Origin of the sequence: Rhizobium sp. CIAT894, from assembly GCF_000172795.2 — a bacterium.
Lineage (GTDB): Bacteria > Pseudomonadota > Alphaproteobacteria > Rhizobiales > Rhizobiaceae > Rhizobium.
On record NZ_CP020947.1, the window covers coordinates 2,824,257 to 2,846,192 of the forward strand.

The 21,936-nt window shown below is 62.1% G+C and carries 28 protein-coding genes; 16 read left to right on the top strand and 12 right to left on the bottom strand.

Annotated elements, in window-relative coordinates; all coding sequences use genetic code 11:
• Positions 1 to 92 precede the first annotated feature (92 nt).
• The 4 genes from RHEC894_RS14060 to RHEC894_RS14075 form a co-directional block, all read right to left on the bottom strand.
• The gene (locus RHEC894_RS14060) at positions 93 to 1,358 is read right to left on the bottom strand and encodes an NAD(P)/FAD-dependent oxidoreductase (protein ID WP_085738985.1); all 1,266 of its coding nucleotides are present in this window, start codon (positions 1,356 to 1,358) and stop codon (positions 93 to 95) included.
• A 178-nt stretch (positions 1,359 to 1,536) separates the two neighbouring features.
• Positions 1,537 to 2,052: a BA14K family protein gene (locus tag RHEC894_RS14065; protein WP_085737718.1), complete on the bottom strand. Its 516-nt coding sequence runs from the start codon at positions 2,050 to 2,052 to the stop codon at positions 1,537 to 1,539.
• A gap of 124 nt (positions 2,053 to 2,176) precedes the next feature.
• Positions 2,177 to 2,719 (bottom strand): PH domain-containing protein, encoded by a 543-nt coding sequence (locus RHEC894_RS14070; RefSeq protein ID WP_085738986.1) that lies wholly within the window; start codon positions 2,717 to 2,719, stop codon positions 2,177 to 2,179.
• A 25-nt stretch (positions 2,720 to 2,744) separates the two neighbouring features.
• Positions 2,745 to 3,209 (bottom strand): Lrp/AsnC family transcriptional regulator, encoded by a 465-nt coding sequence (locus tag RHEC894_RS14075; RefSeq protein WP_010067339.1) that lies wholly within the window; start codon positions 3,207 to 3,209, stop codon positions 2,745 to 2,747.
• Positions 3,210 to 3,364: 155 nt separating this feature from the next.
• On the opposite strand from RHEC894_RS14075, the gene RHEC894_RS14080 reads away from it, so the two are divergent.
• The 5 genes from RHEC894_RS14080 to RHEC894_RS14100 all read left to right on the top strand — a co-directional run bounded on the left by RHEC894_RS14080 (position 3,365) and on the right by RHEC894_RS14100 (position 7,595).
• Positions 3,365 to 4,084: an aspartate/glutamate racemase family protein gene (locus RHEC894_RS14080; RefSeq protein WP_085737719.1), complete on the top strand. Its 720-nt coding sequence runs from the start codon at positions 3,365 to 3,367 to the stop codon at positions 4,082 to 4,084.
• Positions 4,085 to 4,320: 236 nt separating this feature from the next.
• Complete coding sequence (locus tag RHEC894_RS14085) at positions 4,321 to 5,238, top strand: bifunctional helix-turn-helix transcriptional regulator/GNAT family N-acetyltransferase (protein WP_010068385.1); 918 nt, start codon at positions 4,321 to 4,323, stop codon at positions 5,236 to 5,238.
• A 71-nt stretch (positions 5,239 to 5,309) separates the two neighbouring features.
• Positions 5,310 to 5,933: a TetR/AcrR family transcriptional regulator gene (locus RHEC894_RS14090; protein ID WP_085737720.1), complete on the top strand. Its 624-nt coding sequence runs from the start codon at positions 5,310 to 5,312 to the stop codon at positions 5,931 to 5,933.
• Positions 5,934 to 6,029: 96 nt separating this feature from the next.
• Positions 6,030 to 7,253: an MFS transporter gene (locus tag RHEC894_RS14095; protein ID WP_085737721.1), complete on the top strand. Its 1,224-nt coding sequence runs from the start codon at positions 6,030 to 6,032 to the stop codon at positions 7,251 to 7,253.
• Between the two features lie 108 nt (positions 7,254 to 7,361).
• Positions 7,362 to 7,595 (top strand): DUF6429 family protein, encoded by a 234-nt coding sequence (locus RHEC894_RS14100; protein WP_010068241.1) that lies wholly within the window; start codon positions 7,362 to 7,364, stop codon positions 7,593 to 7,595.
• A gap of 3 nt (positions 7,596 to 7,598) precedes the next feature.
• Here RHEC894_RS14100 and RHEC894_RS14105 read toward each other — a convergent pair whose 3' ends face one another.
• On the bottom strand, positions 7,599 to 8,015 hold the full coding sequence (locus RHEC894_RS14105) for a helix-turn-helix domain-containing protein (protein ID WP_085737722.1): 417 nt from the start codon (positions 8,013 to 8,015) through the stop codon (positions 7,599 to 7,601).
• A gap of 122 nt (positions 8,016 to 8,137) precedes the next feature.
• On the opposite strand from RHEC894_RS14105, the gene RHEC894_RS14110 reads away from it, so the two are divergent.
• On the top strand, positions 8,138 to 9,046 hold the full coding sequence (locus tag RHEC894_RS14110) for an SDR family oxidoreductase (protein ID WP_085737723.1): 909 nt from the start codon (positions 8,138 to 8,140) through the stop codon (positions 9,044 to 9,046).
• 199 nt (positions 9,047 to 9,245) lie between these two features.
• Here the strand turns inward: RHEC894_RS14110 and RHEC894_RS14115 are convergent, their stop codons facing one another.
• Positions 9,246 to 9,998, bottom strand: coding sequence for a pyridoxine 5'-phosphate synthase (locus tag RHEC894_RS14115; RefSeq protein WP_010069526.1), 753 nt, complete (start codon positions 9,996 to 9,998; stop codon positions 9,246 to 9,248).
• Positions 9,999 to 10,076: 78 nt separating this feature from the next.
• On the opposite strand from RHEC894_RS14115, the gene RHEC894_RS32450 reads away from it, so the two are divergent.
• The gene (locus tag RHEC894_RS32450; RefSeq protein WP_125460967.1) at positions 10,077 to 10,421 is read left to right on the top strand and encodes a hypothetical protein; all 345 of its coding nucleotides are present in this window, start codon (positions 10,077 to 10,079) and stop codon (positions 10,419 to 10,421) included.
• Positions 10,422 to 10,429: 8 nt separating this feature from the next.
• Positions 10,430 to 11,122, top strand: a complete 693-nt coding sequence (locus RHEC894_RS14120; protein WP_010069525.1) for a MerR family transcriptional regulator — start codon at positions 10,430 to 10,432, stop codon at positions 11,120 to 11,122.
• Between the two features lie 51 nt (positions 11,123 to 11,173).
• Here RHEC894_RS14120 and RHEC894_RS14125 read toward each other — a convergent pair whose 3' ends face one another.
• Both RHEC894_RS14125 and RHEC894_RS14130 read right to left on the bottom strand, forming a co-directional pair.
• Positions 11,174 to 12,301 carry an ATP-dependent RecD-like DNA helicase gene (locus tag RHEC894_RS14125; RefSeq protein ID WP_010069524.1) on the bottom strand — a complete coding sequence of 376 codons (1,128 nt, stop codon included), beginning with the start codon at positions 12,299 to 12,301 and terminating at the stop codon, positions 11,174 to 11,176.
• Positions 12,302 to 12,383: 82 nt separating this feature from the next.
• A complete protein-coding gene (locus RHEC894_RS14130; protein WP_085737724.1) occupies positions 12,384 to 13,310 on the bottom strand; it encodes a LysR family transcriptional regulator in 927 nt (308 codons plus the stop codon).
• Positions 13,311 to 13,442: 132 nt separating this feature from the next.
• On the opposite strand from RHEC894_RS14130, the gene RHEC894_RS14135 reads away from it, so the two are divergent.
• The 4 genes from RHEC894_RS14135 to RHEC894_RS14150 all read left to right on the top strand — a co-directional run bounded on the left by RHEC894_RS14135 (position 13,443) and on the right by RHEC894_RS14150 (position 16,808).
• On the top strand, positions 13,443 to 13,922 hold the full coding sequence (locus RHEC894_RS14135) for a carboxymuconolactone decarboxylase family protein (protein ID WP_085737725.1): 480 nt from the start codon (positions 13,443 to 13,445) through the stop codon (positions 13,920 to 13,922).
• 68 nt (positions 13,923 to 13,990) lie between these two features.
• Complete coding sequence (locus RHEC894_RS14140; RefSeq protein ID WP_085737726.1) at positions 13,991 to 14,746, top strand: SDR family oxidoreductase; 756 nt, start codon at positions 13,991 to 13,993, stop codon at positions 14,744 to 14,746.
• Positions 14,747 to 14,811: 65 nt separating this feature from the next.
• Positions 14,812 to 15,228, top strand: a complete 417-nt coding sequence (locus RHEC894_RS14145; protein WP_085737727.1) for a cupin domain-containing protein — start codon at positions 14,812 to 14,814, stop codon at positions 15,226 to 15,228.
• A gap of 98 nt (positions 15,229 to 15,326) precedes the next feature.
• Positions 15,327 to 16,808 carry a cyclic nucleotide-binding domain-containing protein gene (locus RHEC894_RS14150; protein WP_085737728.1) on the top strand — a complete coding sequence of 494 codons (1,482 nt, stop codon included), beginning with the start codon at positions 15,327 to 15,329 and terminating at the stop codon, positions 16,806 to 16,808.
• A 15-nt stretch (positions 16,809 to 16,823) separates the two neighbouring features.
• Here RHEC894_RS14150 and RHEC894_RS14155 read toward each other — a convergent pair whose 3' ends face one another.
• Positions 16,824 to 17,312: an Rrf2 family transcriptional regulator gene (locus tag RHEC894_RS14155; protein WP_085737729.1), complete on the bottom strand. Its 489-nt coding sequence runs from the start codon at positions 17,310 to 17,312 to the stop codon at positions 16,824 to 16,826.
• Between the two features lie 337 nt (positions 17,313 to 17,649).
• Between RHEC894_RS14155 and RHEC894_RS14160 the strand changes: the two genes are divergently transcribed.
• Genes RHEC894_RS14160 through RHEC894_RS14170 form a run of 3 tightly spaced genes read left to right on the top strand, consistent with a single transcriptional unit; the run spans position 17,650 to position 19,344 of the window.
• Positions 17,650 to 18,030, top strand: a complete 381-nt coding sequence (locus tag RHEC894_RS14160; protein ID WP_085737730.1) for a hypothetical protein — start codon at positions 17,650 to 17,652, stop codon at positions 18,028 to 18,030.
• Between the two features lie 19 nt (positions 18,031 to 18,049).
• Positions 18,050 to 18,565 (top strand): RNA polymerase sigma factor, encoded by a 516-nt coding sequence (locus RHEC894_RS14165; protein ID WP_085737731.1) that lies wholly within the window; start codon positions 18,050 to 18,052, stop codon positions 18,563 to 18,565.
• The gene (locus tag RHEC894_RS14170; RefSeq protein WP_085737732.1) at positions 18,562 to 19,344 is read left to right on the top strand and encodes an anti-sigma factor; all 783 of its coding nucleotides are present in this window, start codon (positions 18,562 to 18,564) and stop codon (positions 19,342 to 19,344) included. Before RHEC894_RS14165 ends, RHEC894_RS14170 begins: the two co-directional genes overlap by 4 nt.
• Here the strand turns inward: RHEC894_RS14170 and RHEC894_RS14175 are convergent.
• Genes RHEC894_RS14175 through nthA form a run of 3 tightly spaced genes read right to left on the bottom strand, consistent with a single transcriptional unit; the run spans position 19,339 to position 21,000 of the window.
• Positions 19,339 to 19,713: a nitrile hydratase accessory protein gene (locus tag RHEC894_RS14175; RefSeq protein WP_206427864.1), complete on the bottom strand. Its 375-nt coding sequence runs from the start codon at positions 19,711 to 19,713 to the stop codon at positions 19,339 to 19,341. The genes RHEC894_RS14170 and RHEC894_RS14175 overlap by 6 nt on opposite strands.
• The gene (nthB, locus tag RHEC894_RS14180) at positions 19,700 to 20,359 is read right to left on the bottom strand and encodes a nitrile hydratase subunit beta (protein ID WP_085737734.1); all 660 of its coding nucleotides are present in this window, start codon (positions 20,357 to 20,359) and stop codon (positions 19,700 to 19,702) included. The genes RHEC894_RS14175 and nthB overlap by 14 nt, the downstream gene beginning before the upstream one ends.
• Positions 20,356 to 21,000 (bottom strand): nitrile hydratase subunit alpha, encoded by a 645-nt coding sequence (nthA, locus tag RHEC894_RS14185; RefSeq protein ID WP_085737735.1) that lies wholly within the window; start codon positions 20,998 to 21,000, stop codon positions 20,356 to 20,358. The genes nthB and nthA overlap by 4 nt, the downstream gene beginning before the upstream one ends.
• Before the next feature lie 234 nt (positions 21,001 to 21,234).
• Between nthA and RHEC894_RS14190 the strand changes: the two genes are divergently transcribed.
• Positions 21,235 to 21,927 (top strand): hypothetical protein, encoded by a 693-nt coding sequence (locus tag RHEC894_RS14190; RefSeq protein WP_085737736.1) that lies wholly within the window; start codon positions 21,235 to 21,237, stop codon positions 21,925 to 21,927.
• The last annotated feature ends 9 nt before the right edge of the window (positions 21,928 to 21,936 follow it).

Below are 21,936 nucleotides of genomic sequence, written 5' to 3' on the forward strand. Positions count from 1 at the left end.
CTCTCCCCTTGTGGGGGAGATGCCCGGCAGGGCAGAGGGGGGTCACATGGCACCCACTCTCCCGCCACCCTCCAACGTGACCCAAAGAGAGCCTACCCCTCCTCCCGCATCGTCTCCCGCTGGGTGATCAGCCGCGCGCTGTGCTGGCCGCTCAAGTAGATCCACAGCCAGCTCCAGGCGACGGAGAAGCGCGAGCGGGTACCGATCAGGAAGTAGATATGGGCAATGCCCCAGATCCACCAGGCGATCCAGCCTTTCAGCTTGATCCGGCCGAAATCGATGATCGCCGCACTCTGGCCGATCGTCGCCAAGCTCCCCTGGTGCCGGTAGCGGAAGGGAGCCGGCGCCGGTTTTCCCGAGAGTCGCGCGCGGATGACCTTGGCAACGTAGCCGCCCTGCTGCTTGGCGGCGGGCGCGATGCCCGGCACCGGCTTGCCGTCCTCGCGCAGGACCGAGGCGGTATCGCCGATGACGAAAACATCAGGCAGATCAGGCGCTCTCAGATCCTTTTCGACGACGACGCGCCCTGCCCGGTCGGCCGGCACGCCGAGCCAGCGAGCTGCCGGCGAAGCTGTGACGCCGGCCGCCCAGACGATGGTGCGGCTCGGGATGAAGCTCTCGCCGATCCGCACGCCGTCGGCGCCGCACTCCGTTACCGGCTTGCCGAGAAGCACCTCGACGCCGAGCTTCTCCAGCGCCTTCTGCGCATAGGCCGAGAGCTCCTCGGCGAAGGTCGGCAGCACGCGCGGGCCGGCCTCGGCCAGCACGACGCGGGTCTTGCGTGTGTCGATGTTACGGAATTCCTTGGGCAGGGTGAAATGCGCGAGCTCGGCGATGATGCCGGCAAGCTCGACGCCGGTTGGCCCGGCGCCGACGATGGTGAAGGTGAGCAGCGCGTCGCGCACGGCGGGATCGCTCTCCAGCTCCGCCTTCTCGAAGGCGAGCAGTACGCGCCGGCGGATCGTCGTCGCGTCCTCCAGCGTCTTCAGGCCCGGCGCCACCGGCTCCCATTCGTCATGGCCGAAATAGGCATGCGTCGCCCCGGTCGCCAGCACCAGCGTGTCGTAACTGAGAGTCATGCCGCTGCGTAACGAAACCGTCTTCGCGCCACTGTCGACATCGGTGACTTCGCCGAGCAGCACCGTCACGTCGGGCCGATCGGCATAGAGGCGGCGGATTGGCCAGGCAATTTCCGAGGTGGAGAGAATGGTCGTCGCCACCTGATAGAGCAGCGGCTGGAAGAGATGATGGTTGCGCCGGTCGACGAGCGTGATCCTCGCCCCTGCGCCCTTCAACCCGTTGACGAGCTGAAGCCCGCCGAAACCGCCGCCGACAACGACGACATGATGATCGCTCATGACCTGCCTCTTCTGCGCCATTTTGCTGAGAGCCAATGTGGCCTTCGCCGCGAAGGTTGCAACCGCCGTTTTGGCATGTCTCCCCTGCGCCGATCGCAGCCGAAAAAGGCCGTCCAACGGCTTGCAAGACGTTGGACGGCCTTAGGACCAGTTCATAACGCAGATGCGTCAGCGCAAATCAATAGGGGCCAACGCACTGACGACGGGGCCCATGATAGGGCTGGAAGCTATTGTCGAACGCCCTGTACGAACGATAACGGGCATAGCACCAGCTCTCGTGGCTGCCGCCTCCTCCATAATAGGCGGACGACGCATACGCCCGATAGGGCCTCCCATAGTAGCCGCCGTAATAACCGTAAGGCCTGCGGTAGTAGCCGTAGGGCGAGCCATAATAGCCGTAAGGCGACCCGTAATACGAACCGTAATAGGGCTGCGCCAGTGCGCCACCGATGATGGTGCCGACGGCTAGACCGCCCAGGGCCCAGCCCCAGCCTGATCCATTGTGATGATGGCCGTAATACCCGCCTCCGTGATAACCGCCACCCCAATGACCGCCATGGCCACGCCATTGCACTTGCTCTATCTGCTGCTGTGCTTCGAACCTGGGTGGGTTGATAGCCGGAAACGCCTGAGCCGGCGTGACACCGGGGGCACCCATGATCAAGCCTAACGTGACGATTGCCAGCTTTCTCATGATTGTTCTCCTCTTCCTCCAAGAGGAGGAATATCCTCCCTTCCTCCTGAACCAAAGGTGAACATAATATATCGAAAAACGTTCCGTATCGAGACAAATTAATTGTTATCGATGGCGCTGAGGATTATAGGCTCCGGCATTCCGATCTTGCTTTTTCCAGGAGGCTGTAAACCTGTCGCGCATTGTCAATCCCCAGAAGCTGGGGTTCGTTGGCGAGACCGGGTGTCCAGCCGCTCATCCTTCTGTTGGATGGCACGCCGAACTTGATCGTGCCCCTGCCTCGGCTGCCTTCTTCAAGACTGATCGACGGTAGGAGTTCGAGCTGATTGGTGGACAAATGTCGAAAGAGCCCGCTTCTCCGAATGATCACCCGTCTGTCGGTCAACACATATTCCGTTCGAGCCCGCACCGCCGCATCGACGAAAAAGCGTCCTGCCGTTATGTAGAGGCCCATAAGCACGAATGGAATACCCCATAATTTTGTGAAAACGGGCGCTTCCGTGCTGATGGCAGTGATTTCCCAGAAGATCGCAAAGCCGCCCCAGAGAAGCGAAAACGGAACAAGGAGGAAATCCCGCGATATCAAAAGAAAACCTTGGGCAGGACGCCCTGACCAAAGAAGCTTTTCCCCTGGCAGAAAAAAGCTCCGAATATCGCTATCGCTCATACTACCACGCCCCTTCAAATGACTTTTACCGGGCATAACCCACGGGTATCGCCATTCCATGTTTCAACTCTTCCATCGAGATCGACGCCGAGACGTCGAAGAGCTCGAGTTTGCGCACGATCTGCTTGTAGATCACGTCGTAATGCTCGACGCGCGGCAGGACGATCTTCAGGATGTAATCGTGATTGCCGGTCAACCGGTGCGCCTCGACGATCTCGGGAATGTCGCTGATGATCCTGCGGAAGCTTTCCGTCCATTCGTCGGAGTGGTGCGCCGTCTTCACCAGTGCGAAGACCGTCGTCGGCACACCCATTTTCTCCCGATCGAGCACCACGATCCGCCGGGCGATATGGCCGCCTTCCTCCAGCCGCTGGATGCGCCGTGAGCAGGCCGACACCGAAAGCGCCACGCGCTCGGCAAGGTCGGTCACGGAGATGCCCGCATCCTTTTGCAGCATATCGAGAATGCGTCTGTCGCGATCATCCAGCATGTGTGAGAAATAAACCTTCCGCCCCAGTTTTGCGCAATTACTCCAAATCGCGCAAAATAATAGCACATATTGGACGCGCAGGACAAACAACGCAAACACCTCGCGCCGGCATTGCAGCATCATTCTCGAAACTCGAAGCATGGGAGCATGAAGAGATGGAAACGATCGGCCTGATCGGCGGCATGAGTTTCGAAAGTTCGGCGGTCTATTATCGCCTCGTCAACGAGATGGTGCGCGCCCGCAAGGGTGGCCTCGCCTCGGCCGAACTCATTCTGCATTCGGTCAATTTCGAGGAGATCGTCGCCCTTCAAAAGGCCGGCAACTGGGATGGCGCCGCCCGCCGCCTCGCCGATGTTGCCGAACGCCTTCAGGCTGCCGGCGCCGGCTGCGTCCTCATCTGCACCAACACCATGCACCTGATCGCCGATGAGGTCGCAGCCCGGATCTCAGTGCCGCTGATCCACATTATCGACGAGACGGCGAAATCGCTGCGTGCCACCGGCCGTAAGCGCCCGCTGCTGCTTGCCACCCGCTACACGATGGAGCACGGCTTCTACGCCGAGCGCATGAAGGGCCACGGCATCGACATCATGGTGCCCGACGCCGCCGACCGCACCACCGTGCACGACATCATCTTCAATGAACTCTGCGCCGGCAGGGTGCACGACAGCTCGCGCGAAAAGCTGATCGATATCATCGACCGCGCTGTCGACAACGGCGCCGACAGCATCATCCTCGGCTGCACCGAGATCTGCCTGATCCTCGACCCCGCCCGCCTGCCGCTGCCGGGCTTCGACACCACCGCGATCCATGCCCGGGCAGCGGTCGAATTCGCCCTTGGCGAGGAGGACGTGGAGGCAGAAGAGGCCGCTTGATGGCACCCACAATTTAGTTGACTAAGTCAACTAAATGCATGACAAATGTCTTCATGCGGAGATCTTTTGTCAGTTTGTTGGCACGTCGGCCACCCCTCCTTCCGTCATGCTCGGGCTCGTCCCGAGCATCTGCCTCCGTTCGATAGGGCAGCAGATCCTCGGCACAAGGCCGAGGATGACGGCGAGTGAGGAGCGAGCCGTGTCAGCAGTGGCGAGATCTCCATCTGGAGATCACCATGTCCGGTACCGCCCTCATCGAAACCGCCCGCGATTTCAACCGCTTCTATACGAATTTCCTCGGCCTCCTGAACAAGGCCTATCTCGACTCGCCCTATACGCTGACGGATGCCCGCATCCTCTTCGAGATCGGCTCGCACGAGGGCATCAGCGCCACCGCACTTGTCCGCGACCTGCATCTCGACGCCGCCTATCTCAGCCGCATCCTCAAGCGTTTCCGCGCTGAGGGGCTGATCGAAACCAGTCCCGATCCGGCCGATCTGCGCAGTCAAATCATCAAGATCACCGACCGGGGACACGAGGAATTCGAGGAACTCGGCCGGCGCGCCAATGCTCAGATCGCCGCCCGGTTCGACACGCTGGCGAGCGGCGAACCGGAGGCGGCGGTGCGTGCCATGGGCACGATCCGTGCCCTGCTCGACCCCACCACAAAACCGGCGCCTGCCATCATCCGCGCCCACCGCGCCGGCGATATCGGCTGGATCGTCCAGAGCCAGAGCCGCTTCTATACCGAAGAATATGGCTGGGATCTGCGCTTCGAGGCACTGGTCGCCGAGGTCGCCGGAAAATTCCTGGCCAACTTCGATCCGGCGCTCGAATATTGCTGGATCGCCGAACGCGGCGGTATCAATGTCGGCTCCGTCCTCGTCACAAATGGCGGCGACGGCGTCGCCAAGCTGCGGCTGCTTTATGTCGATAAATCAGCCCGCGGCCTCGGGCTCGGCAAGCTGCTGGTCGACGAATGCATCCGCTTTTGCAGGCAAAAGGACTACAGCGAGCTCCATCTCTGGACCAACGACATGCTGGAAACCGCCCGCGCCATCTACGTCAAAACAGGCTTTCGCCTTGTCTCCGAGGAGAGACATCGGATGTTCGGTCCGGAGGCCAACGGCCAAAACTGGGTTCTTGCCTTATGACCCCACCGCCGGCTTGCTGCGCCGCAAAATTTCACTTGATTTGGAAATGATCATTTCCTAATTAGGCAGGCATGACAGCAACGACCCTCGACCATCAAGACAAGTCCCGGGGCCGCGGTCGTCCGCGGGAGTTCGACGCGGAGGCCGCCCTCGACGCGGCCCTCCGCGTCTTTTCCGAGCGCGGCTACAACGCCGCCTCGATCAGCGAACTCACCGAGGCCATGGGGCTTGCATCAGGCAGCGTCTACAAGGCCTTCGGGGACAAGCGCGGTATCTTCCTGGCCGCCTTCGATCGCTACCGCGCCGTACGCCGCGGCCTGCTCGACGCGAAACTTGCCGGCGTCGAGACCGGCCGCGACAAGCTCCATGCGTTGATCACCTTCTTTGCCTCCTCCTCGCACGGGCAGATCGGCAGGCAGGGCTGCCTCGTCGTCGGCAGCGTCGGCGATCTCGCGCTCTTCGACGAAGAGGCGGCCGAGCGGGTCGCCACCGCCTTTGCGACCGACGAGACGCTTCTCGCCGACTTCATCCGCCTCGGCCAGTCCGACGGCTCGATTTCGGCGGATCTCGATGTCTCGGGAGTGGCACTGGCCCTGCTCTGCCTCACAAAGGGCATGCGCGTCATCGGCAAGACGGGACGCAGCGGTGAACAAATGGCGGCGGCGGCCGAAGCCGCGATGAAGCTGGTGACTTGATGTTCCCGCGGAAAATACCCGGCACTTCCCCCGGCGGAAAACGGGTAGCGGCAGGACGATTTGCCACTAAATTTTTCGATCATACCGGAGTTTCTGATGAGCGTTTCAGCCACCACACCGGATAAGGCCATTCCACGGGCGCTATCTCCCTGGCTCACCTTCCTTTTCGCCTCCGCCTGCGGGCTGGTGGCCGCCAATCTCTATTACGGCCAGCCGCTTGCCGGCCCGATCAGCGCCGAACTCGGCTTCACGCCGGCCGCCACCGGCCTGATCGTCACGCTGACGCAGATCGGCTACGGCCTCGGCCTGCTTCTGATCGTGCCGCTCGGCGACCTTACGGAGAACCGCCGCCTGGTGCTGCTGCTGATCGCCGTCTCTGCCGTTGCATTGATCGGCGCAGCATTCTCTTCCACACCCACGGCCTTCCTCGTCGCCTCGCTCTGCATCGGCCTGTCATCGGTCGCGGTTCAGGTTCTGGTTCCCTTTGCCGCAAGCATGGCGCCGGATGCAACGCGCGGCCAGGTCGTCGGCAATGTCATGAGCGGCCTGCTCTGCGGCATCATGCTGGCGCGGCCCTTCGCAAGCTTCGTCGCCGAGGCGTCCTCCTGGCACATGGTCTATTACGTCACCGCGGTGCTGATGCTCGTGCTTGCCATCATCCTGCGCGCCAACCTGCCCGTCCGGCGGCCGAAGACGAAACTGCGCTACGGCGAGCTGCTCGCCTCCATGGCCCATCTGGCGCTGACCTCGCGCGTGTTGCAGCGCCGTGCGCTTTATCAGGCCGGCATGTTCGGCGCCTTCAGCCTCTTCTGGACGACGACGCCGCTGCTGCTCGCAAGCCCGGCCTTCGACCTGACGCAGAACGGCATCGCCCTCTTTGCGCTCGCCGGTGCTGCCGGCGCCATCGCCTCACCGATCGCCGGCCGGCTTGCCGACCGCGGCATGACGAAGATCGCCTCGACCATCGCCATGCTGCTCGGCATGGCGTCCTTCCTGATCAGCCATTTCGCAAGCGACGGCTCGCTCACCGCCCTGATCCTGCTGACAGTGGCCGCGATCACGCTCGATTTCGGCGTCACGACCAATCTCGTCTGCGGCCAACGCGCCATTTATGGCTTGAACCCGGAACACCGCAGCCGGCTGAACGGTCTCTTCATGGCCACCTTCTTCGCCGGCGGTGCGCTCGGCTCGGCGCTCGGCGGCTGGGCCTATGCAACCGGCGGCTGGACGATGACGGCCTGGATCGGCTTCTGCTTCCCGGCGCTCGCCTTCCTGCTATTCCTGACGGAAAGCCGCGGTAAGCAGGAAAGCAAAATCTGAACTGATGTGTGAAACCTTGACAATGCCCGCTTATAAATGCGGACATTCGGGCAGCGGCTTCCACATCCACCGCTGCAGAATCCTCGGTTTTTATGGGGTATTTCCAGCATGGACATAGACAAAGACAAGATCGACGACGCTGTTCTGGCCTTGCTATGGCTGACGCTGCATGACGGGGACCGGGCCTGGAAAGGTTTCGACTGGGACACGATGGACCGTTTGTACAAGAAAGGTCTGATCGCAAATCCCGCCGGCAAGGCCAAATCGGTCGTTCTGAGCGACGAAGGCTTGCAGCGAGCGGAGGAATTGTTCCGAGCCCTGTTTACGCGAACGAAGGAATGATGGCTAAGCGTTGTCGGAATCGAAGCGCAAGCGGGCGGCGCGAACCGCTTCATGGTTCATCTCCGCCCAGTTCAGAAGCTGCGACAGCGGCTGATAGAGCGAACGGCCGAGATCGGTCATCGAATATTCGACGCTTGGCGGCTTGGTTGGGAAAACTTCGCGATTGACATAACCGTCCCTCTGCAGGTCGCGCAGCGTCTGGGTCAGCATGCGCTGCGAAATATCGGGCAGCATGCGCCTGAGTTCGCCGAAGCGGCGGGGCTCAGCCGCCAGCACTTCCAGCAGCAGCGTCGACCATTTGCCGCCGATATGCTGCATCATGTCCCTGACCGGGCAATTGGAAAAATCGAGACCGGCGAGATCGATCTCGCGCCGCATCCCCGGCATCCTGTTCTTGAGGCTGAGGACCTCGCCGCTCATCTGGTGGTTCCCTTTTGGTAACTTGCAGCCGAAAAACTGCCTCCTTTACACCGCGAAGTCAATTCCTATTCTAGTGTTAGTCTCTTTTTGAGACCACAATCAAACGCAGAAGGAAATGACGTATGAGCGAAACCATCCTGGTAACCGGCGCTGCCGGACAGCTCGGCCAGCGTGTCATCCATTACCTCATCGAAACCTATAAGGTCGCCCCGGGCAGTATCGTCGCGGCAACGCGCAGCCCCGAAAAGCTCGCCGAGCTTGCAAACAAGGGCGTCGTCACCCGCAAGGCCGATTTCGACGATGCGGCCGGCCTGGAGAAGGCTTTCGCCGGCGTCGACCGGCTGCTGATCATCAGCACCGACGCGCTTGATACCCCCGGCAAGCGCCTCACCCAGCACAAGGCGGCCGTCGCCGCTGCCGCCAAGGCCGGCGTCAAGCACATCGCCTATACCTCGATGCCGGCGCCGGATGATTCGCTTGTCATCTTCGCGCCGGATCATCTCGGCAGCGAAAACGCCATCAAGGCAAGCGGCGTCGCCTATACGATTTTCCGCAACGCCTGGTATCACGACAATTACCTGCACGGCATGCCGCACAATTTGCAGGGTGGCAAATGGTACAGCGCCACGGGTGATGGCAAGGTCTCGACCATCGCGCGTGACGACTGCGCCCTGGCGATCGCCGCAGCCCTTGCCTCCGGCGCTTCCGAGAGCGCCACCTACACGCTGACCGGCGCTTCGCTGCTAACCAACAGGCAGATCGCCGCCATCGTCTCCGAAGCTGCCGGCAAGCCGCTCGACGTGGTCGATGTCAGTGACGAACAGCTCGGCCAGGGCATCCGCGGCGCCGGCCTCCCCGGCTTCATCGCCGACATGCTGGTCTCCGCCGACGCCAACATCCGCGCCGGCAAATTCGCGATCGTGACCGAGGATTTCACCAATCTGACCGGCAAACAGCCGCAGCCGCTGAAGGATTTCTTCGTGGCGCACAAGGCTGCGTTGACAGCTTCAGGCAATGCCGGAGGCCATTGAGCTTTCCGCTCAGATTTCGGACGCTGAAAATCGCATCACGTGAGGTGAGTCATTCACGGCGCGGACGCGCTGTGGCCGGATTCCTGTGACGAGCACAGGAATCCAGCGCGCCCAAGTCCTTGGGCGCAAAAGACTTCTTCACCACTCATCAAGTTACGCATCGCAAACGTGATGAGGGTCTCAAAGGAACCAACCTTCCTCAAACTTTCTGCCCGCAAGCCCGGCAGAACCGGCGCACCGTCTCGGCCATGCCATATTCAAGCGCATCGGCAGTCAGCCCGTGGCCGATCGAGACTTCAGCAAGCGCTGGAATGCGCTTTACCAATGCCGGCAGGTTGGCAACGGTCAGATCATGCCCGGCATTCACGGCAAGGCCGATCGCCAAGGCCGCATCCGCCGTCTTCCCGAGTGCTTCGAGGATCGGGGCGGCCCGTTCCGGCGCGTCGTAGCAGCCGCCATAGGGGCCGGTGTAAAGCTCGATCCGGTCGGCGCCGACCGCCTTGGCGATCTCGACCGCTTCCACATCGCCGTCGCCATCGGCAAAGAGCGAGACCCGGCATCCCATCTTCTTCAGCCGCGCGACGACATCGGTGAGGAACGCCTGGTGCTTGCGGAAATCCCAGCCGTGATCGGAAGTCGCCTGAGAAGGGTCATCCGGCACCAGCGTCACCTGCTCGGGCGCTGCACCCGCGCAGAGATCGAGGAATTCCTCCGTAGGATACCCCTCGATGTTGAATTCGGCTTTCGGGAATTCGTCGTCGATCAGGTTGCGGATAACGGGCAGGTCGGAAAATCTGATATGCCGCTGGTCGGGGCGCGGATGCACAGTCAGGCCGCTGGCGCCTGCAGCAAGGGCGATGCGTCCGAGCGCTTCGACGCTCGGCCAGGGCAGGTCTCGCCGGTTGCGCAGCATGGCGATAGCATTGAGGTTTACGGAAAGCTTGGCGGGCATGGCTGGCATCCATCGGTCACGGAAATAACAGGCCTGCTTTTAAGCCAAGTGCCGTGCGATGGCCAACGAGATTCGCAGATGGATGCGATGCAGATCGCTGATGGGCGCACCCCGCGCGCACCGCAAATAGTAACTCCCATCGCCTTTGAAGACGACCGGCAGATACCGCAGCGCAGCAGATGTTTTGCTGCAGCACACCCGGCAACCGGCGTAACATATGCCGTCACGTTGCTATCCCATTTAAAAGAGATTATTTTTAGCACTTATAAAAAAGATCGTTCACGCATAACGTGGACATTGTATCGCGTAAACGTAGGCCGCGTACTGCTTCTTTCCCACGATAAGAATGCCCAGAGGAAAACCCCACTCGCCGCGCCCGGGAAGCAACTGGCAAACCGCATGAGGTGCAACACGATGCCCTAGGAGGGTTCATGCCAGACGGTTCCAAACGCCTGTTTGCTACCGCCGGTATTGCGTCGGAGGCCCGATCGAAATACCGGTTTCTGCCTTCGGCCGCGCTGCCGCCGGATCTGCCAGACGGTCCCGTGCCGATTGCCGATATGGCTAACGCATTCGGCGTTACGCACAGGACACTGCATTTTTACGAAGAAAAAGGGTTGATTTCGGCCAATCGGATCGGCCTGATGCGGGTCTACGGACAAGACGATGTGATGCGTATGGCGGTCATTACCGTCTGTCGCGAGACGGGCATGCCGATTGCCGTCATCCAGGAACTGATGGACGAGTTGCGCGGCGCCGATTCGCAGGAATCGGCCGAAGCGATGTTCCGCGAGGCCCTGCAGGCGCGCAAGCGCGAACTGACGGCCGAGATGTCGACGCTGCACCGCCAGCTCCAGCAGGTCGGCGATCTCCTCGATTTCGACGACGGCATCGAGACGCAGCCGCTCAACGACAATCAGGACAGTTCCAGCCTCACCCCGCGGGAACTTCGCTGTCTGGAACTGATGGCCGAAGGCTATTCCACCCAGCGCATCGCCCGGGCGCTCGATCTGAAGCATGACGAGACCAGAGATCTCGAAGCCGGAATTATCCTGAAATTCCGCGCCAACAACCGCTTCCAAGCGATCGCCAAGGCCGTTCTGCTCGGCATCGTGCAAGCCTGAAACACGAACCACGCCCCGACGGCCGCCACCGTCGCTTCCCCGCCAATCCGCTCAGCGAACGATCGTCAGCGTCTCCGCCGCGCGCGTGATCGCGGTATAAAGCCAGCGTTCCCGCGTATCGCGAAAGGCCCAGCTCTCGTCGAACAGCACGACGTCGTCCCACTGCGAACCCTGCGCCTTGTGAACGGTGAGCGCATAGCCGTAGTCGAATTCGTCGTAGCGTTTGCGGGTATTCCACGGGATCTCACCTTCGACATCCTCGAAGGCCTGCTTCAACAGCTTGATCTTCGCCGCCCCGCGATCCATGTCGTCGTCCTCGGGACGGACCAGCAGATTGATGCCGGGCTTCGTCGTTTCCTTGGACGAGGTCATCACCTGCCAGAGCGAGCCGTTAAGCAAGCCCTTGGCCGGATCGTTGCGGAGGCAGACGAGCTTGTCGCCGGTCTGCGGATAATCGGCATTGAACCCTTTCAACTCGCGCAGGCGCTGATTGTAGCGGCGCCGCGTCCGGTTGGTGCCGACGAGCACCTGGTCGGCTTTCATCACGAGGTCCTGCGTCACCTCGTTCTTCGAGATCACCTTGGCCGTGCCGTAATCGCCGTACATGATCTCATTGCCTTCGCGCACCTGCATGGCAAGCTTGATGATCGGATTGTCGCGCGCCTGGCGGTGGATATCGGTCAGCAGATAGTCCGGATCCTGGTTGGTGAAGTAGCCGCCGCCGCTGACCGGCGGCAGCTGGCCGGGATCGCCAAGCACCAGGATCGGCGTGCCGAAACTCATCAGGTCCTTGCCGAGCGCCTCGTCCACCATCGAGCATTCGTCGACGATGATCAGCGCGGCTTTGGCGACCGGGCTCTGCCGGTTGATCGCAAACATCGGCGCGATCGAGGTCTTGCCGGTTTCCTCGTCCTCCACCGCCTCCTCGCCGCGCGGGCGGTAGATCAGCGAATGGATGGTCTTGGCGTTGGAGGCGCCGCGTGAGCGCAGCACCTGCGCCGCCTTGCCGGTGAAGGCGGCAAACAGCACGTCGCCGTCGACATTCTCGGCGAAATGCCGAGCAAGCGTCGTCTTGCCGGTTCCGGCATAGCCGAACAAGCGAAAAAGCGGCGAGCGCCCTTCGTTCAGCCATTTCGAAACAGCCTTGAGGGCTTCGTCTTGTTGCGGCGCAAATTGCATGATTGCATGACTTGGCAGGATTCGCCTGATTTAGGCAAGGCGGAAACTGATGCGCCAGGGCCGTGGCGGCCGATCCCTGCTCTCATCCGCTCCAGCCCCGGTCCGCGCCGCTTGCGCACATGGACGGGTCCTGCGCAATCGCATCCATCAGAAAATCCAGAACTGTCTTGACGCGCAGCGGCATGTTGCGTCGCGAGGGATAAACGACGGTGATCGGCAGCCGGCTCGGCTGGAAATCCTTCATCACCGGGATCAGCCGGCCGGCCGCGATGTCGGGCATGGCGATGATGTGGGAGAGCACCGCGAGGCCCGCGCCGGCAAGGGCCGCCCTGTGAATGGCGACGGCGTTGCAGGCCGTCAGCCGCGGCGAGATCCGGACGGTCATGTCTTCCGAACCGTTCGAGAAGGACCATATATTGGCCTCGCCGGCCCTGCTGTAGCACAGGCATGCATGGTCCTTGATGTCTTTCGGGGCGCGCGGCGCCGCCCTGCCTGCGAGATAGCCCGGAGAGGCGACGAGGAAGGCCGTCGTCCAGCCGATCCGCCGGCAGACGAGGCTGCTGTCGGCGACCGGCCCAAGGCGCACTTCGAGATCGAGGCGCTCCTCGATCATATCCGAGCTCTGCTCCCTGAAAAGCAGCTCGACCGAGAGCTTCGGATGGGCGGCGAGAAGATCGCCCAGCCGCCCGCTGAGATAGAGGCCGAGTGGTGCCGGAACGCTGAGTCTGACCTTGCCCGAAGCGATCACTCCATCCGATCCGGCGGCATCGCCGAGTTCCTCCACCGCTTCGAGAATCCGCAGTGCCATCGGCAGCATCCGTTCCCCCTCCGCCGTCAGCGACAGGCCGCTCGTCGTGCGATGCAGGAGGCGGGTGTTGAAATGGCCTTCGAGGGCGGCAACCTGCCGCGAGACCGCTGGCTGAGTCACGTCGAGATCATGCGCGGCGGATGAAAACGAGCCCGTCTCCACGACGCGCTGGAAGGTTCGCAATGCCGAAACGATATCCATGACAGCCCCCTCATACTTTTGCGCATAGGCTTTATGCAGCCAGACTAGGCTGGAATGGCTTTACAGTCCAGCAATTAAGGATATCTTTTATCCATAAGGATACAGAATATCCTTAATTAAAGGAGAGACGACATGACCCAGCGATTGAACTACGCCCAGCAGTCCCCCGAGCTTTTCAAGAAGTTCATGGAATTCAGCATGGCATTGCGCAGCAGCGTGATAGACGAGAGGCTTCAGGCCCTGATCGAGATCCGCGCTTCGCAGATGAACGGATGCGGCTTTTGCCTCGACATGCATGTGAAGCAGGCAAAGATCCATGGCGAGACGGAACTGCGGCTCCATCACATCGCCATCTGGCGGGAATCGAACCTCTTCGTCCCCCGCGAGCGTGCAGCCCTTGCCTGGACCGAAGCGCTGACGAAACTTCCAGACGGCGGCATTCCCGACGAGATTTACGAACGGGTTCGCGGCCAGCTTTCCGAAAAGGAAATCTCCGACCTGACGTTCGTCGTCATGGCCATCAATGCCTGGAACCGCGTCAATGTCGGCTTCAAGACCATTCCCGGTTCCGCCGACAAGGCCTACGGCCTCGACAAGGCTGGCCTGAACTAACCCTCGCAATTCATTGAGAAGATTCAGCTTTGACGCTGCCGCACCCCGGCAGCGAAGGGAGATCCGTTATGAAAATCGTCGTTATCGGCGGAACCGGCCTCATCGGTTCGAAGACTGTCGAACGCCTGCGCAAACGCGGCCATGAAGTGATTGCCGCCTCGCCGAACTCCGGCGTCAACACGATCACCGGAGAAGGGCTGGCGGAGGCGCTTGCCGGCGCAGAGGTCGTGCTCGACCTTGCCAATTCGCCCTCCTTCGAGGACAAGGCCGTGCTCGAATTCTTCGAGACCTCGGGACGCAATCTTCTCGCCGCCGAGAAGGCCGCAGGCGTCAAGCACCATATCGCCCTTTCGGTCGTCGGCACCGAGCGCCTGCAGGAAAGCGGCTATTTCCGCGGCAAGCTTGCCCAGGAAAAGCTGATCGAAGCCTCAGGCATTCCCTATACCATCGTGCATTCGACGCAGTTCATGGAATTCCTGAACGGCATCGCCCAGTCCGGCACGGTCGGCCAGACGGTCCGCCTGTCACCAGCCTACGTGCAGCCGATCGCTTCCGACGACGTGGCCGACGCCATGGCCGATGTGGCGCTTTCCGCCCCCGCCAACACCACGGTCGAGATAGCGGGTCCGGAACGGGCTCCCCTCAGCGAACTCGTCGCCCGCTACCTGAAGGCGATGAAAGACCCGAGGACCGTCGAGGCCGATGCCGAGGCGCGATATTTCGGCGCAAGGCTGAACGATCAGTCGCTCGTCTCAGACGACAATCCGCGGCTCGGTACGATCACCTTCGAAGAGTGGTTCGCCAAATCAGCCCAGTCGAAGTGATTGGCTTGCTTCAGGACGCGGCCGCTCGGGCGCGTCGTCTCCACCCAGCAACAAAGGAGATTCCCATGATCAGGACATCAATCCTCGCCGCCGCCCTCGCCTTTCTCACAGCCACCGGTGCCGCCGCCCACGACAGCAGCAAATCCGCGAAGGTGACGCTCGTCTATGAGCACGAACTGCCGAACGCACCGGGCAAGAGCATCAAGGGCGTGCTGGTCGAATACGGCCCGGGCGGCTTCTCCGAAGGCCATACCCACCCGGACTCGGCCTTCATCTACGCCACCGTGCTCGAAGGATCGATCCGCAGCCAGGTCAATGACGGACCGGTCAAGATCTATCAGGCCGGAGAGAGTTTCTCGGAAATGCCGGGCGACCGCCACGGCGTCAGCGCCAACGGCAGCGAGACCAAGCCCGCCCGCCTGCTCGCCGTCTTCGTGGTCGACACCAACCAGAAAGAGCTGACCTTCCCACTGAAGAAGTGAAGGTTAGCCGACAGCCGCCCGCGCAAAACCCGCCGCTTGCGCGGGTGGCCGACATGCTGACATCATGGGCCACCCGCCCCTTCCGGAGACAAAGAGAGATGATCTACGACGCGCTCTTCGGTACGCCGCTGATTTCCCTCATCGTGGTCGGCTTTGCCGGCATCCTCGTCTGGTACTTCCTCTCCAGCCAGCGGCCGACGACGCGGCTGGTGGTGCAGATCCTCTTCTTTGCCATGATGACGCTGATCCTCGTCGGCAGCGGCATGGAACCCCACCGCTTCCAAGGCTATCAGTCCGAAGACCCGCAGGCCCTGCTCGTCGTTCTCGCCAAATCGCTCTGGTGGGTTCACCTGGCATGGGCCGTCATCGGTTTCATCAGGCTGTATCTGGTGCTGGAGGGCAGCCCCCGGGAGGCCCGCCTGCTCCAGGATCTCGTCATCGCCGTCGTCTATATCGGCATGGCGCTCTCGATCCTCGCCTTCGTTTTCGGCGTGCCGATCGGAACCCTCGTCGCGACATCGGGCGTGGTCGCGATCATTCTGGGTCTGGCGCTCCAGAACACGCTCGCCGACGTCTTTTCCGGTATCGCACTGACGCTCGGCCGGCCCTATGTCATCGGTGACTGGATCCTGTTGAGCGACGGGACGGAAGGGCGCGTCGTCGAAAGCAACTGGCGTGCGACGCACATCCTGACCAGCGCAAACAACGTCGTCGTACTGCCGAACAGTTTTCTGGCGAAACTCGGCCTGACCAATGTCAGCCGGCCGGACGAGACGCATCTGCTGGTCCTTACCATACGGATTGCCCCGACGCGGATGCCGGCATCGATCCGCCAGATCATGCTCTCTGCTCTCACGAGCTGCAATTCGATCGTGCACGAACCGCCACCGGTCGTGGCGCTGAAGGGGCTCGATGCCACCGCGCTCGAAGTCGAGCTGCAGTTCCGGGTGACGAGCCCCAGCCAGCGTGTGCCGGCGCGAAACGAGGTGCTCGATCTCGTCTATCGCCATTGCAAATCCGCCGGCCTGCTTCTGGCCGTTCCACCCGCAGCCAATGTCCTGACCACCGATCTGCCGACGGAAGAAAACGCCAAGCCGCCGAGCGTGACGCCGCTTGCGCTGATCGAAGCCATTCCGGTGTTTGCGACACTGAAGGCGGATGAGAAGCAGAAGCTCGCCGAGACCACCACGGTCCGGCAATTCCGCAAGGGCGATGTGATCGTGCGGGAGGGCGAGATGCTGCCCTCGCTGATGATGGTGCGCGCCGGTATCATCGTGGCACAGCGCGAAGGCGAAGAGCGCGGGCGGTTTGCGCCAGGCGATTTTTTCGGAGAGACCGGCCTGCTCGCCGGCATGCAGGAGCTCTGCGCCCTGGAGGCCCTGACCCCGGTGACGGTCTATGAAATCGACCAGGAGGCCTTCGCGCCGCTGCTCACCGAACGTCCCGCTTTGGCCGAAGAGATCGCCGGAGCCCTCGCCGGCCGCGCCGAACGCTTCCGCGACGGCGCAGCCCGCCCCCCGGAACAGGTCCACAACGCCCACGCCATCCTCAAGACCATCAGGACCATCTTCAGAGCGTAGAAATCCGCATCCCCCTCAGCCGGCGCGCTTCAGCACCCATTCGAAGGTGCTCTGCCAGAGGTCGGGCCGCACCTCCTCGGATAGAATGCCGACGAGATCGGAGAGCCGGACGCGCCTCAGCGTATCGCGCCAGGCCTCGTCGGCCTCCCACATGATGCGCGCGACGGCGCAAGGCTTGCTGTCGCAATAGCCGGCCGGCCGGCACGGATTGTTCTCCCGGATGTTCGTGCAGGTGAAGCTGCGCGCCTTTCCCTCGACCGCCTCGACAATGTCGAGGAAATTGATCTCGGAGGAGGATCTCGCAAGCCTGTAGCCGCCGCTAGGGCCGAGCGTGGTATCGACGAGGGAGGCTTGCGAGAGGCTTTGCAGCGCCTTGGAGAGATATTCCTTCGGCAGACCATGAAGCTCGGCGAGCGCCTTGGTGGAGAGATACCTGCCCTCGGGCAGGCCCGCGAGAATGGCGCAACAGTGGAGCGCCCACTCGACCTGGCTTTTCAGGATCATTCAGCAACTCGCATAATGACTGGATCTGGGAATTAAGGATATATTTTATCCGCAAAGCAGCATGATGTAAATGACCGGCGGCGACAGCGAAGGACGGGGCTGGCCACCGGCGCTGACCCCAGCAACATCTGTATCCGGCATGTACTCGAGCCAGCCACCCGCCCTCGTGGTTCGAGACGGCCGTCAGGCCTCCTCACCATCAGGGCTGATCGGTGTGCCTCGCCGCAACCCGCCATTTTCCGCGAAAACCTTTCGCTCAGCCGGGAATAAAATCGCCTCGTCCCGTGTCTCATCTCCGGTATCGCAGTATTGCGTGCCCAACCCAAGGAGAGACATCATGACATCCGTGAAATTCCTGTCCGTCGTGGCCGCCGCAGCCCTCGCAGCGACCGCGGCTCTCGCAGCCGCTCCCGTCAAGGAAGTCGAATCCGCCAAGGGCAAGGTGCTGGCCGGCGAAAACGGCATGACCCTCTACACCTTCAAGAAGGACGCCAAGGGCGTTTCCAACTGCAACGACGACTGCGCCAAGAACTGGCCGCCGCTGATGGCCGCTTCCGGCGCCAAGGCCGATGGTGCATATTCGATCATCGACCGCAAGGATGGCAAGAAGCAATGGGCCAAGGACGGCATGCCGCTGTATTACTGGGTCAAGGACAAGAAGGCGGGCGACATCACCGGCGACGGCGTCGGCGGCAACTGGGAGCTTGCCAAGCCTTGATCATCGGAAAGCCGCTGGCGTGAAAACACCCGCACCGGAAAGTTTCGAGGGCCAGGTCCTGGCCCTCCTCCCCTCGCTCAGGCGCTATTCGCGCAGCCTGACGCGCTCGGATGCCGATGGCGAGGATCTGCTGCAAGACTGTGTCGAGAAGGTGCTGGCGCGCCGTGGCCAATGGCGCGGCCTCAACCTGCGCGGCTGGGTCCTGACCATTATGACAAATCTCTACCGCAACGGCCGGCGCGGCAAGGCACGCGACAGCCTGGTGGAACTTGACGCCGCCGGGGACATGGCCACTCCCGAACCGCCGACCGATCCGCTGGAGCGCGCCCGGCTCGATAACGCACTGAACAGCCTTTCGGAGGAGCACCGCGCCGTGCTGATGCTCGTGGTCATCGAAGGATACACCTACAGCGAGGTCGCCGCCTCCCTCGACATTCCCATCGGCACCGTCATGTCCCGGCTGTCGCGTGCCCGCCAGCGCGTCACCGAGCGGCTGAAGGCCGATAACGTCATTACGCTTCGGAGACCGAAATGAACGAAACCAACCCGATCGTCACCGAAGCCGATCTCCACGCCTATGCCGACGGCCAAATGCCGGAAACCGCCCGCGCGCGCATCGAAGCCTACCTCGCCGACAATCCCGACGAGGCGACGATGGTCGCCGAATGGCAGGCGCAGAACACGGGCATCCGGTCGCTGTTTTCAGGTTATGAAAAGGCAAAAGACACCGATCCCTTGCTCGTCATTCCCCCGCTCAGCGTGTCGTCAAAGCGCAAAGGCTGGGCGATCGCCGCCTCGGCCCTTGTCGTCTTCGCGCTCGGCGCCGTCAGCGGCCATTATGGCCCCTCCCTTCTGGAAAAGCCGGAACTGCAGCTTGCCAGCTCCGAAACCTTCCCGAAACAGGCTGAGACGGCGTTTGCCGTCTATGCCACCGAGGTCCGCCATCCCGTCGAGGTCTTCGCCGATGAGGAGGCCCATCTCGCCACCTGGCTCGGCAAGCGCCTGGCGATCGAAAACCTCAAGATACCGAACCTGCTGCCGCTCGGCTTCAAGCTGGTCGGCGGCCGCCTGCTGCCGGTCGACGGCAAGCCGGGTGCGATGTTCATGTACGAGAACCAGACCGGCGAACGCCTGACCGTCCTGGTCGGCCGCAACACCGAAAACCGCACGACCAGCTTCCGCTTCGCCTCGTCAGGCAATGTCGAGACCTTCTACTGGATCGACGGCGCACTCGGTTACGCCGTCACCGGCGAAATCTCCCGCGAGACGCTGCGCGCAGTGGCCGAGGAATGCTACCGGCAGTTCCCGTCATGATTTCCGCAGCGGATCGTTGCCGAGCTCGATCGGCTTGCCATGCGGCGTGGCTTCGGCGGCCCGCTGCCAGCTTTCCTGCGTCTCGAGGATCGCGTCGATATCGACAATGTTGTTGTCGACGATGATGTCGGATAGCGCGCCAACCCAGCAGGTGAAATAATCGCTGCCGTCCTCCGCCCGGCCAGCCCTATGCAGTTCCCTTGAGAGCGCCCACGTCCATTCGTCCCAGGTGAAGGCTCCCTTTTCGTACAGTTGCACGGTCATGGCGAAGGCATCGGCGGCCCAGGGCTCGGGAAAAACCGGGGCGCCCTCCGGCGACTTCGGCAGGCCGGGCGATTGCGTCAACGGCGGTGTTTCAGGCTCGTTCAAGATAGCTCTCCCAAGCATCGATCGAGACGGTCAGCGACGGGTCCGCGCCCTCGCCCCAGACCTCCGTGCCGTCGAAGACGACGGTATAAAGCCATTGCGGGTTCTCGCCCTTGCCATGCGCATTATCGTCAGGAAAGACGAAGGAACCCTGCACCGCTTCGACGATACCGGTCTTGGCCCTGGCATAACGCGGCAGGCGTGTATGGGTGGCCGGATTGAAATTCTTCGTCCGCACCGCCTCGCCGGCCGCAAAGAGCGGCGCGGCCTCGACAGGACGATCGCATGGCCCGCCTTTCGCAAGAACCGCCGGCACCATCTCGGCCTTCAGCACCCGCTTGGGCGCGGTCCCATCCTGCAGCCTATGCCCGGACAGCAATTCCTCGCGCGTCGCAAAATTATGCCGTTCGAGCAGTGTCTCGACGCCGCGGATCCAGATCTCGTAATAGCTCGCCGCGAGATAATCGGCCGGCGGAATGTTTTCGCGCGCATGCCGGCTTTCATCGATGTTCCAGGCCCCGAAAGCGCCGCAGGAAAGCGTGATGCCGAGCGCCCGCTTTTCCCATTCGGCATGGAAATAGGGCTCATCCTTCTCAGGCGCGACCGGCCCGAAGCCCATCTGCCCGCCGAGATCGTGCGGTCCGTTCATGCCAGAGCCTCCGGGCTGCCTGCAACAGCCGTCCCGATCATCGCGTCGCGGCTGACGAGATCGGCCAATGCAGCCTCGTCCATGCCTTCCGTACCCTTAGGCCGCTCGGGGATGACGAGATAACGCAGCTCTGCGGTCGAATCCCAGACGCGGATCTTCTTCTCCTCGGGCAGCGTCAGCCCGAACTCGGCCAGCACGCCGCGCGGATCGATGACGGCGCGCGAGCGGTAGGCCGGCGCCTTGTACCAGACCGGCGGCAGGCCGAGCACCGACCAGGGATAACAGGAGCAGAGCGTGCAGACGATGAGGTTATGGGTGTCGGGCGTGTTGAAGACGGCGCGCATATGCTCGCCCTGCCGGCCGGTAAACCCAAGGCTCGCAATCGCCGCCGTCGCATCACGCTTCAGCCGGTCGGCGAATTCCGGATCGCTCCAGGCCTTGGCGACGACACGCGCGCCATTTCGCGGCCCCACCTTCGTCTCATAAGTCTCGACGATCGCATCGATCGCCGCCGGATCGATGAGACCCTTCTCCGTCAGCAGAGTTTCCAGCGCTTTGACGCGAGCCTGCATGTCGGAGTAGTGGTTATCGTGGTGATGGTCGTCGTGGTCATGACCTGCATGATCGTCGCTGTGCCGCATAACGCTCTCCTGAATAGGCGGCTGGATCTTAGGCGCTGGTCGGATGGCCGCCAAGTGCGTTTCTCGTAAAGATGCCGCCAGGCGAATAGGGATTGGTTAAGCAAACCATCCTTCGCCCCGCCGATATAACCAAACGTTAATGGCTTCATCTTCAGATTGCACCGCATGAAAACTCCGACATTCGGCCGAAGAACCAATCCGCCCGCCTCTTCCTCCTCCCCTCAGGCAGAGGCAATGAAGATCCGTGCGCAAAGCTCTGTGCAGGACGGTCCGCGCCGGAACGAGGCCGGCAATCCTTTGCAAGGCCCGAGGCTGGTGGCCGGCGCCCTCCTCGACCGGATCCGTCAAGAAATCGCCGAAGATGACCGTTTTCGGATGATCGATCTTTTGGCGGCGCTCGGATCAGTCGGCGGATTCTCCTGTATCCTTGCCGCCCTCAATGTGGCTGAAGCAGGACAATGCCGCGACGGCGCCGATCTAGTCATCGTGGAAACAAGGGATGGATCTCGCTACTACGCCGGCAATCTGGCGAATGCTTTCCTGCTGGAAAGCCATGATTCCCTGCTGGCGCTGACCTATGGCGCCGCCGGAAACCAGGGCGCGGTTCTGTCGCAAGAGACGGTCCTCGATACGTTTCGCCATGTCGCGGCCACCATCGGCGATCCGCAGTTCGGCAGGCCACGGCTGGCGGATGATGATCAGCCCAGCGCCCTGCCCATCAGCTATGTCAGGCGCCTCTGGCCGATCGCCCAGCAGATTCTGGATGCGAACCATGTCCCGGTCCGGCGGCGGCCGCTGGCAATCGGCATGGCAATCGAGCTTGCTTTCGCGATCGATCAGCAAACGATAGACCCGCTACTGGCAGCGCAGATCGTGACCGAATGCGCCGTTCCCATGGCAAAAATCGATCCGCGTAAAATTGCTTGAGGCATCGGC

Bases quoted from the DNA above. Each gene is read 5' to 3' on its own strand.
- RHEC894_RS14105 (WP_085737722.1), bottom strand. From the start codon at position 8,015: ATGAGCGGCGAGGTCCTCAGCCTCAAGAACAGGATGCCGGGGATGCGG.
- RHEC894_RS32450 (WP_125460967.1), top strand. From the start codon at position 10,077: ATGGATGCGATGCAGATCGCTGATGGGCGCACCCCGCGCGCACCGCAA.
- RHEC894_RS14155 (WP_085737729.1), bottom strand. From the start codon at position 17,312: ATGATCCTGAAAAGCCAGGTCGAGTGGGCGCTCCACTGTTGCGCCATT.
- nthA (WP_085737735.1), bottom strand. From the start codon at position 21,000: ATGCGGCACAGCGACGATCATGCAGGTCATGACCACGACGACCATCAC.
- RHEC894_RS14125 (WP_010069524.1), bottom strand. From the start codon at position 12,301: ATGCAATTTGCGCCGCAACAAGACGAAGCCCTCAAGGCTGTTTCGAAA.
- RHEC894_RS14085 (WP_010068385.1), top strand. From the start codon at position 4,321: ATGTCCGGTACCGCCCTCATCGAAACCGCCCGCGATTTCAACCGCTTC.
- RHEC894_RS14090 (WP_085737720.1), top strand. From the start codon at position 5,310: ATGACAGCAACGACCCTCGACCATCAAGACAAGTCCCGGGGCCGCGGT.
- RHEC894_RS14145 (WP_085737727.1), top strand. From the start codon at position 14,812: ATGATCAGGACATCAATCCTCGCCGCCGCCCTCGCCTTTCTCACAGCC.
- RHEC894_RS14135 (WP_085737725.1), top strand. From the start codon at position 13,443: ATGACCCAGCGATTGAACTACGCCCAGCAGTCCCCCGAGCTTTTCAAG.
- RHEC894_RS14100 (WP_010068241.1), top strand. From the start codon at position 7,362: ATGGACATAGACAAAGACAAGATCGACGACGCTGTTCTGGCCTTGCTA.
- RHEC894_RS14160 (WP_085737730.1), top strand. From the start codon at position 17,650: ATGACATCCGTGAAATTCCTGTCCGTCGTGGCCGCCGCAGCCCTCGCA.
- RHEC894_RS14140 (WP_085737726.1), top strand. From the start codon at position 13,991: ATGAAAATCGTCGTTATCGGCGGAACCGGCCTCATCGGTTCGAAGACT.
- RHEC894_RS14075 (WP_010067339.1), bottom strand. From the start codon at position 3,209: ATGCTGGATGATCGCGACAGACGCATTCTCGATATGCTGCAAAAGGAT.
- RHEC894_RS14130 (WP_085737724.1), bottom strand. From the start codon at position 13,310: ATGGATATCGTTTCGGCATTGCGAACCTTCCAGCGCGTCGTGGAGACG.
- RHEC894_RS14120 (WP_010069525.1), top strand. From the start codon at position 10,430: ATGCCAGACGGTTCCAAACGCCTGTTTGCTACCGCCGGTATTGCGTCG.
- RHEC894_RS14095 (WP_085737721.1), top strand. From the start codon at position 6,030: ATGAGCGTTTCAGCCACCACACCGGATAAGGCCATTCCACGGGCGCTA.
- RHEC894_RS14190 (WP_085737736.1), top strand. From the start codon at position 21,235: ATGAAGATCCGTGCGCAAAGCTCTGTGCAGGACGGTCCGCGCCGGAAC.
- RHEC894_RS14170 (WP_085737732.1), top strand. From the start codon at position 18,562: ATGAACGAAACCAACCCGATCGTCACCGAAGCCGATCTCCACGCCTAT.
- RHEC894_RS14080 (WP_085737719.1), top strand. From the start codon at position 3,365: ATGGAAACGATCGGCCTGATCGGCGGCATGAGTTTCGAAAGTTCGGCG.
- nthB (WP_085737734.1), bottom strand. From the start codon at position 20,359: ATGAACGGACCGCACGATCTCGGCGGGCAGATGGGCTTCGGGCCGGTC.
- RHEC894_RS14115 (WP_010069526.1), bottom strand. From the start codon at position 9,998: ATGCCCGCCAAGCTTTCCGTAAACCTCAATGCTATCGCCATGCTGCGC.
- RHEC894_RS14150 (WP_085737728.1), top strand. From the start codon at position 15,327: ATGATCTACGACGCGCTCTTCGGTACGCCGCTGATTTCCCTCATCGTG.
- RHEC894_RS14110 (WP_085737723.1), top strand. From the start codon at position 8,138: ATGAGCGAAACCATCCTGGTAACCGGCGCTGCCGGACAGCTCGGCCAG.
- RHEC894_RS14060 (WP_085738985.1), bottom strand. From the start codon at position 1,358: ATGAGCGATCATCATGTCGTCGTTGTCGGCGGCGGTTTCGGCGGGCTT.
- RHEC894_RS14070 (WP_085738986.1), bottom strand. From the start codon at position 2,719: ATGAGCGATAGCGATATTCGGAGCTTTTTTCTGCCAGGGGAAAAGCTT.
- RHEC894_RS14065 (WP_085737718.1), bottom strand. From the start codon at position 2,052: ATGAGAAAGCTGGCAATCGTCACGTTAGGCTTGATCATGGGTGCCCCC.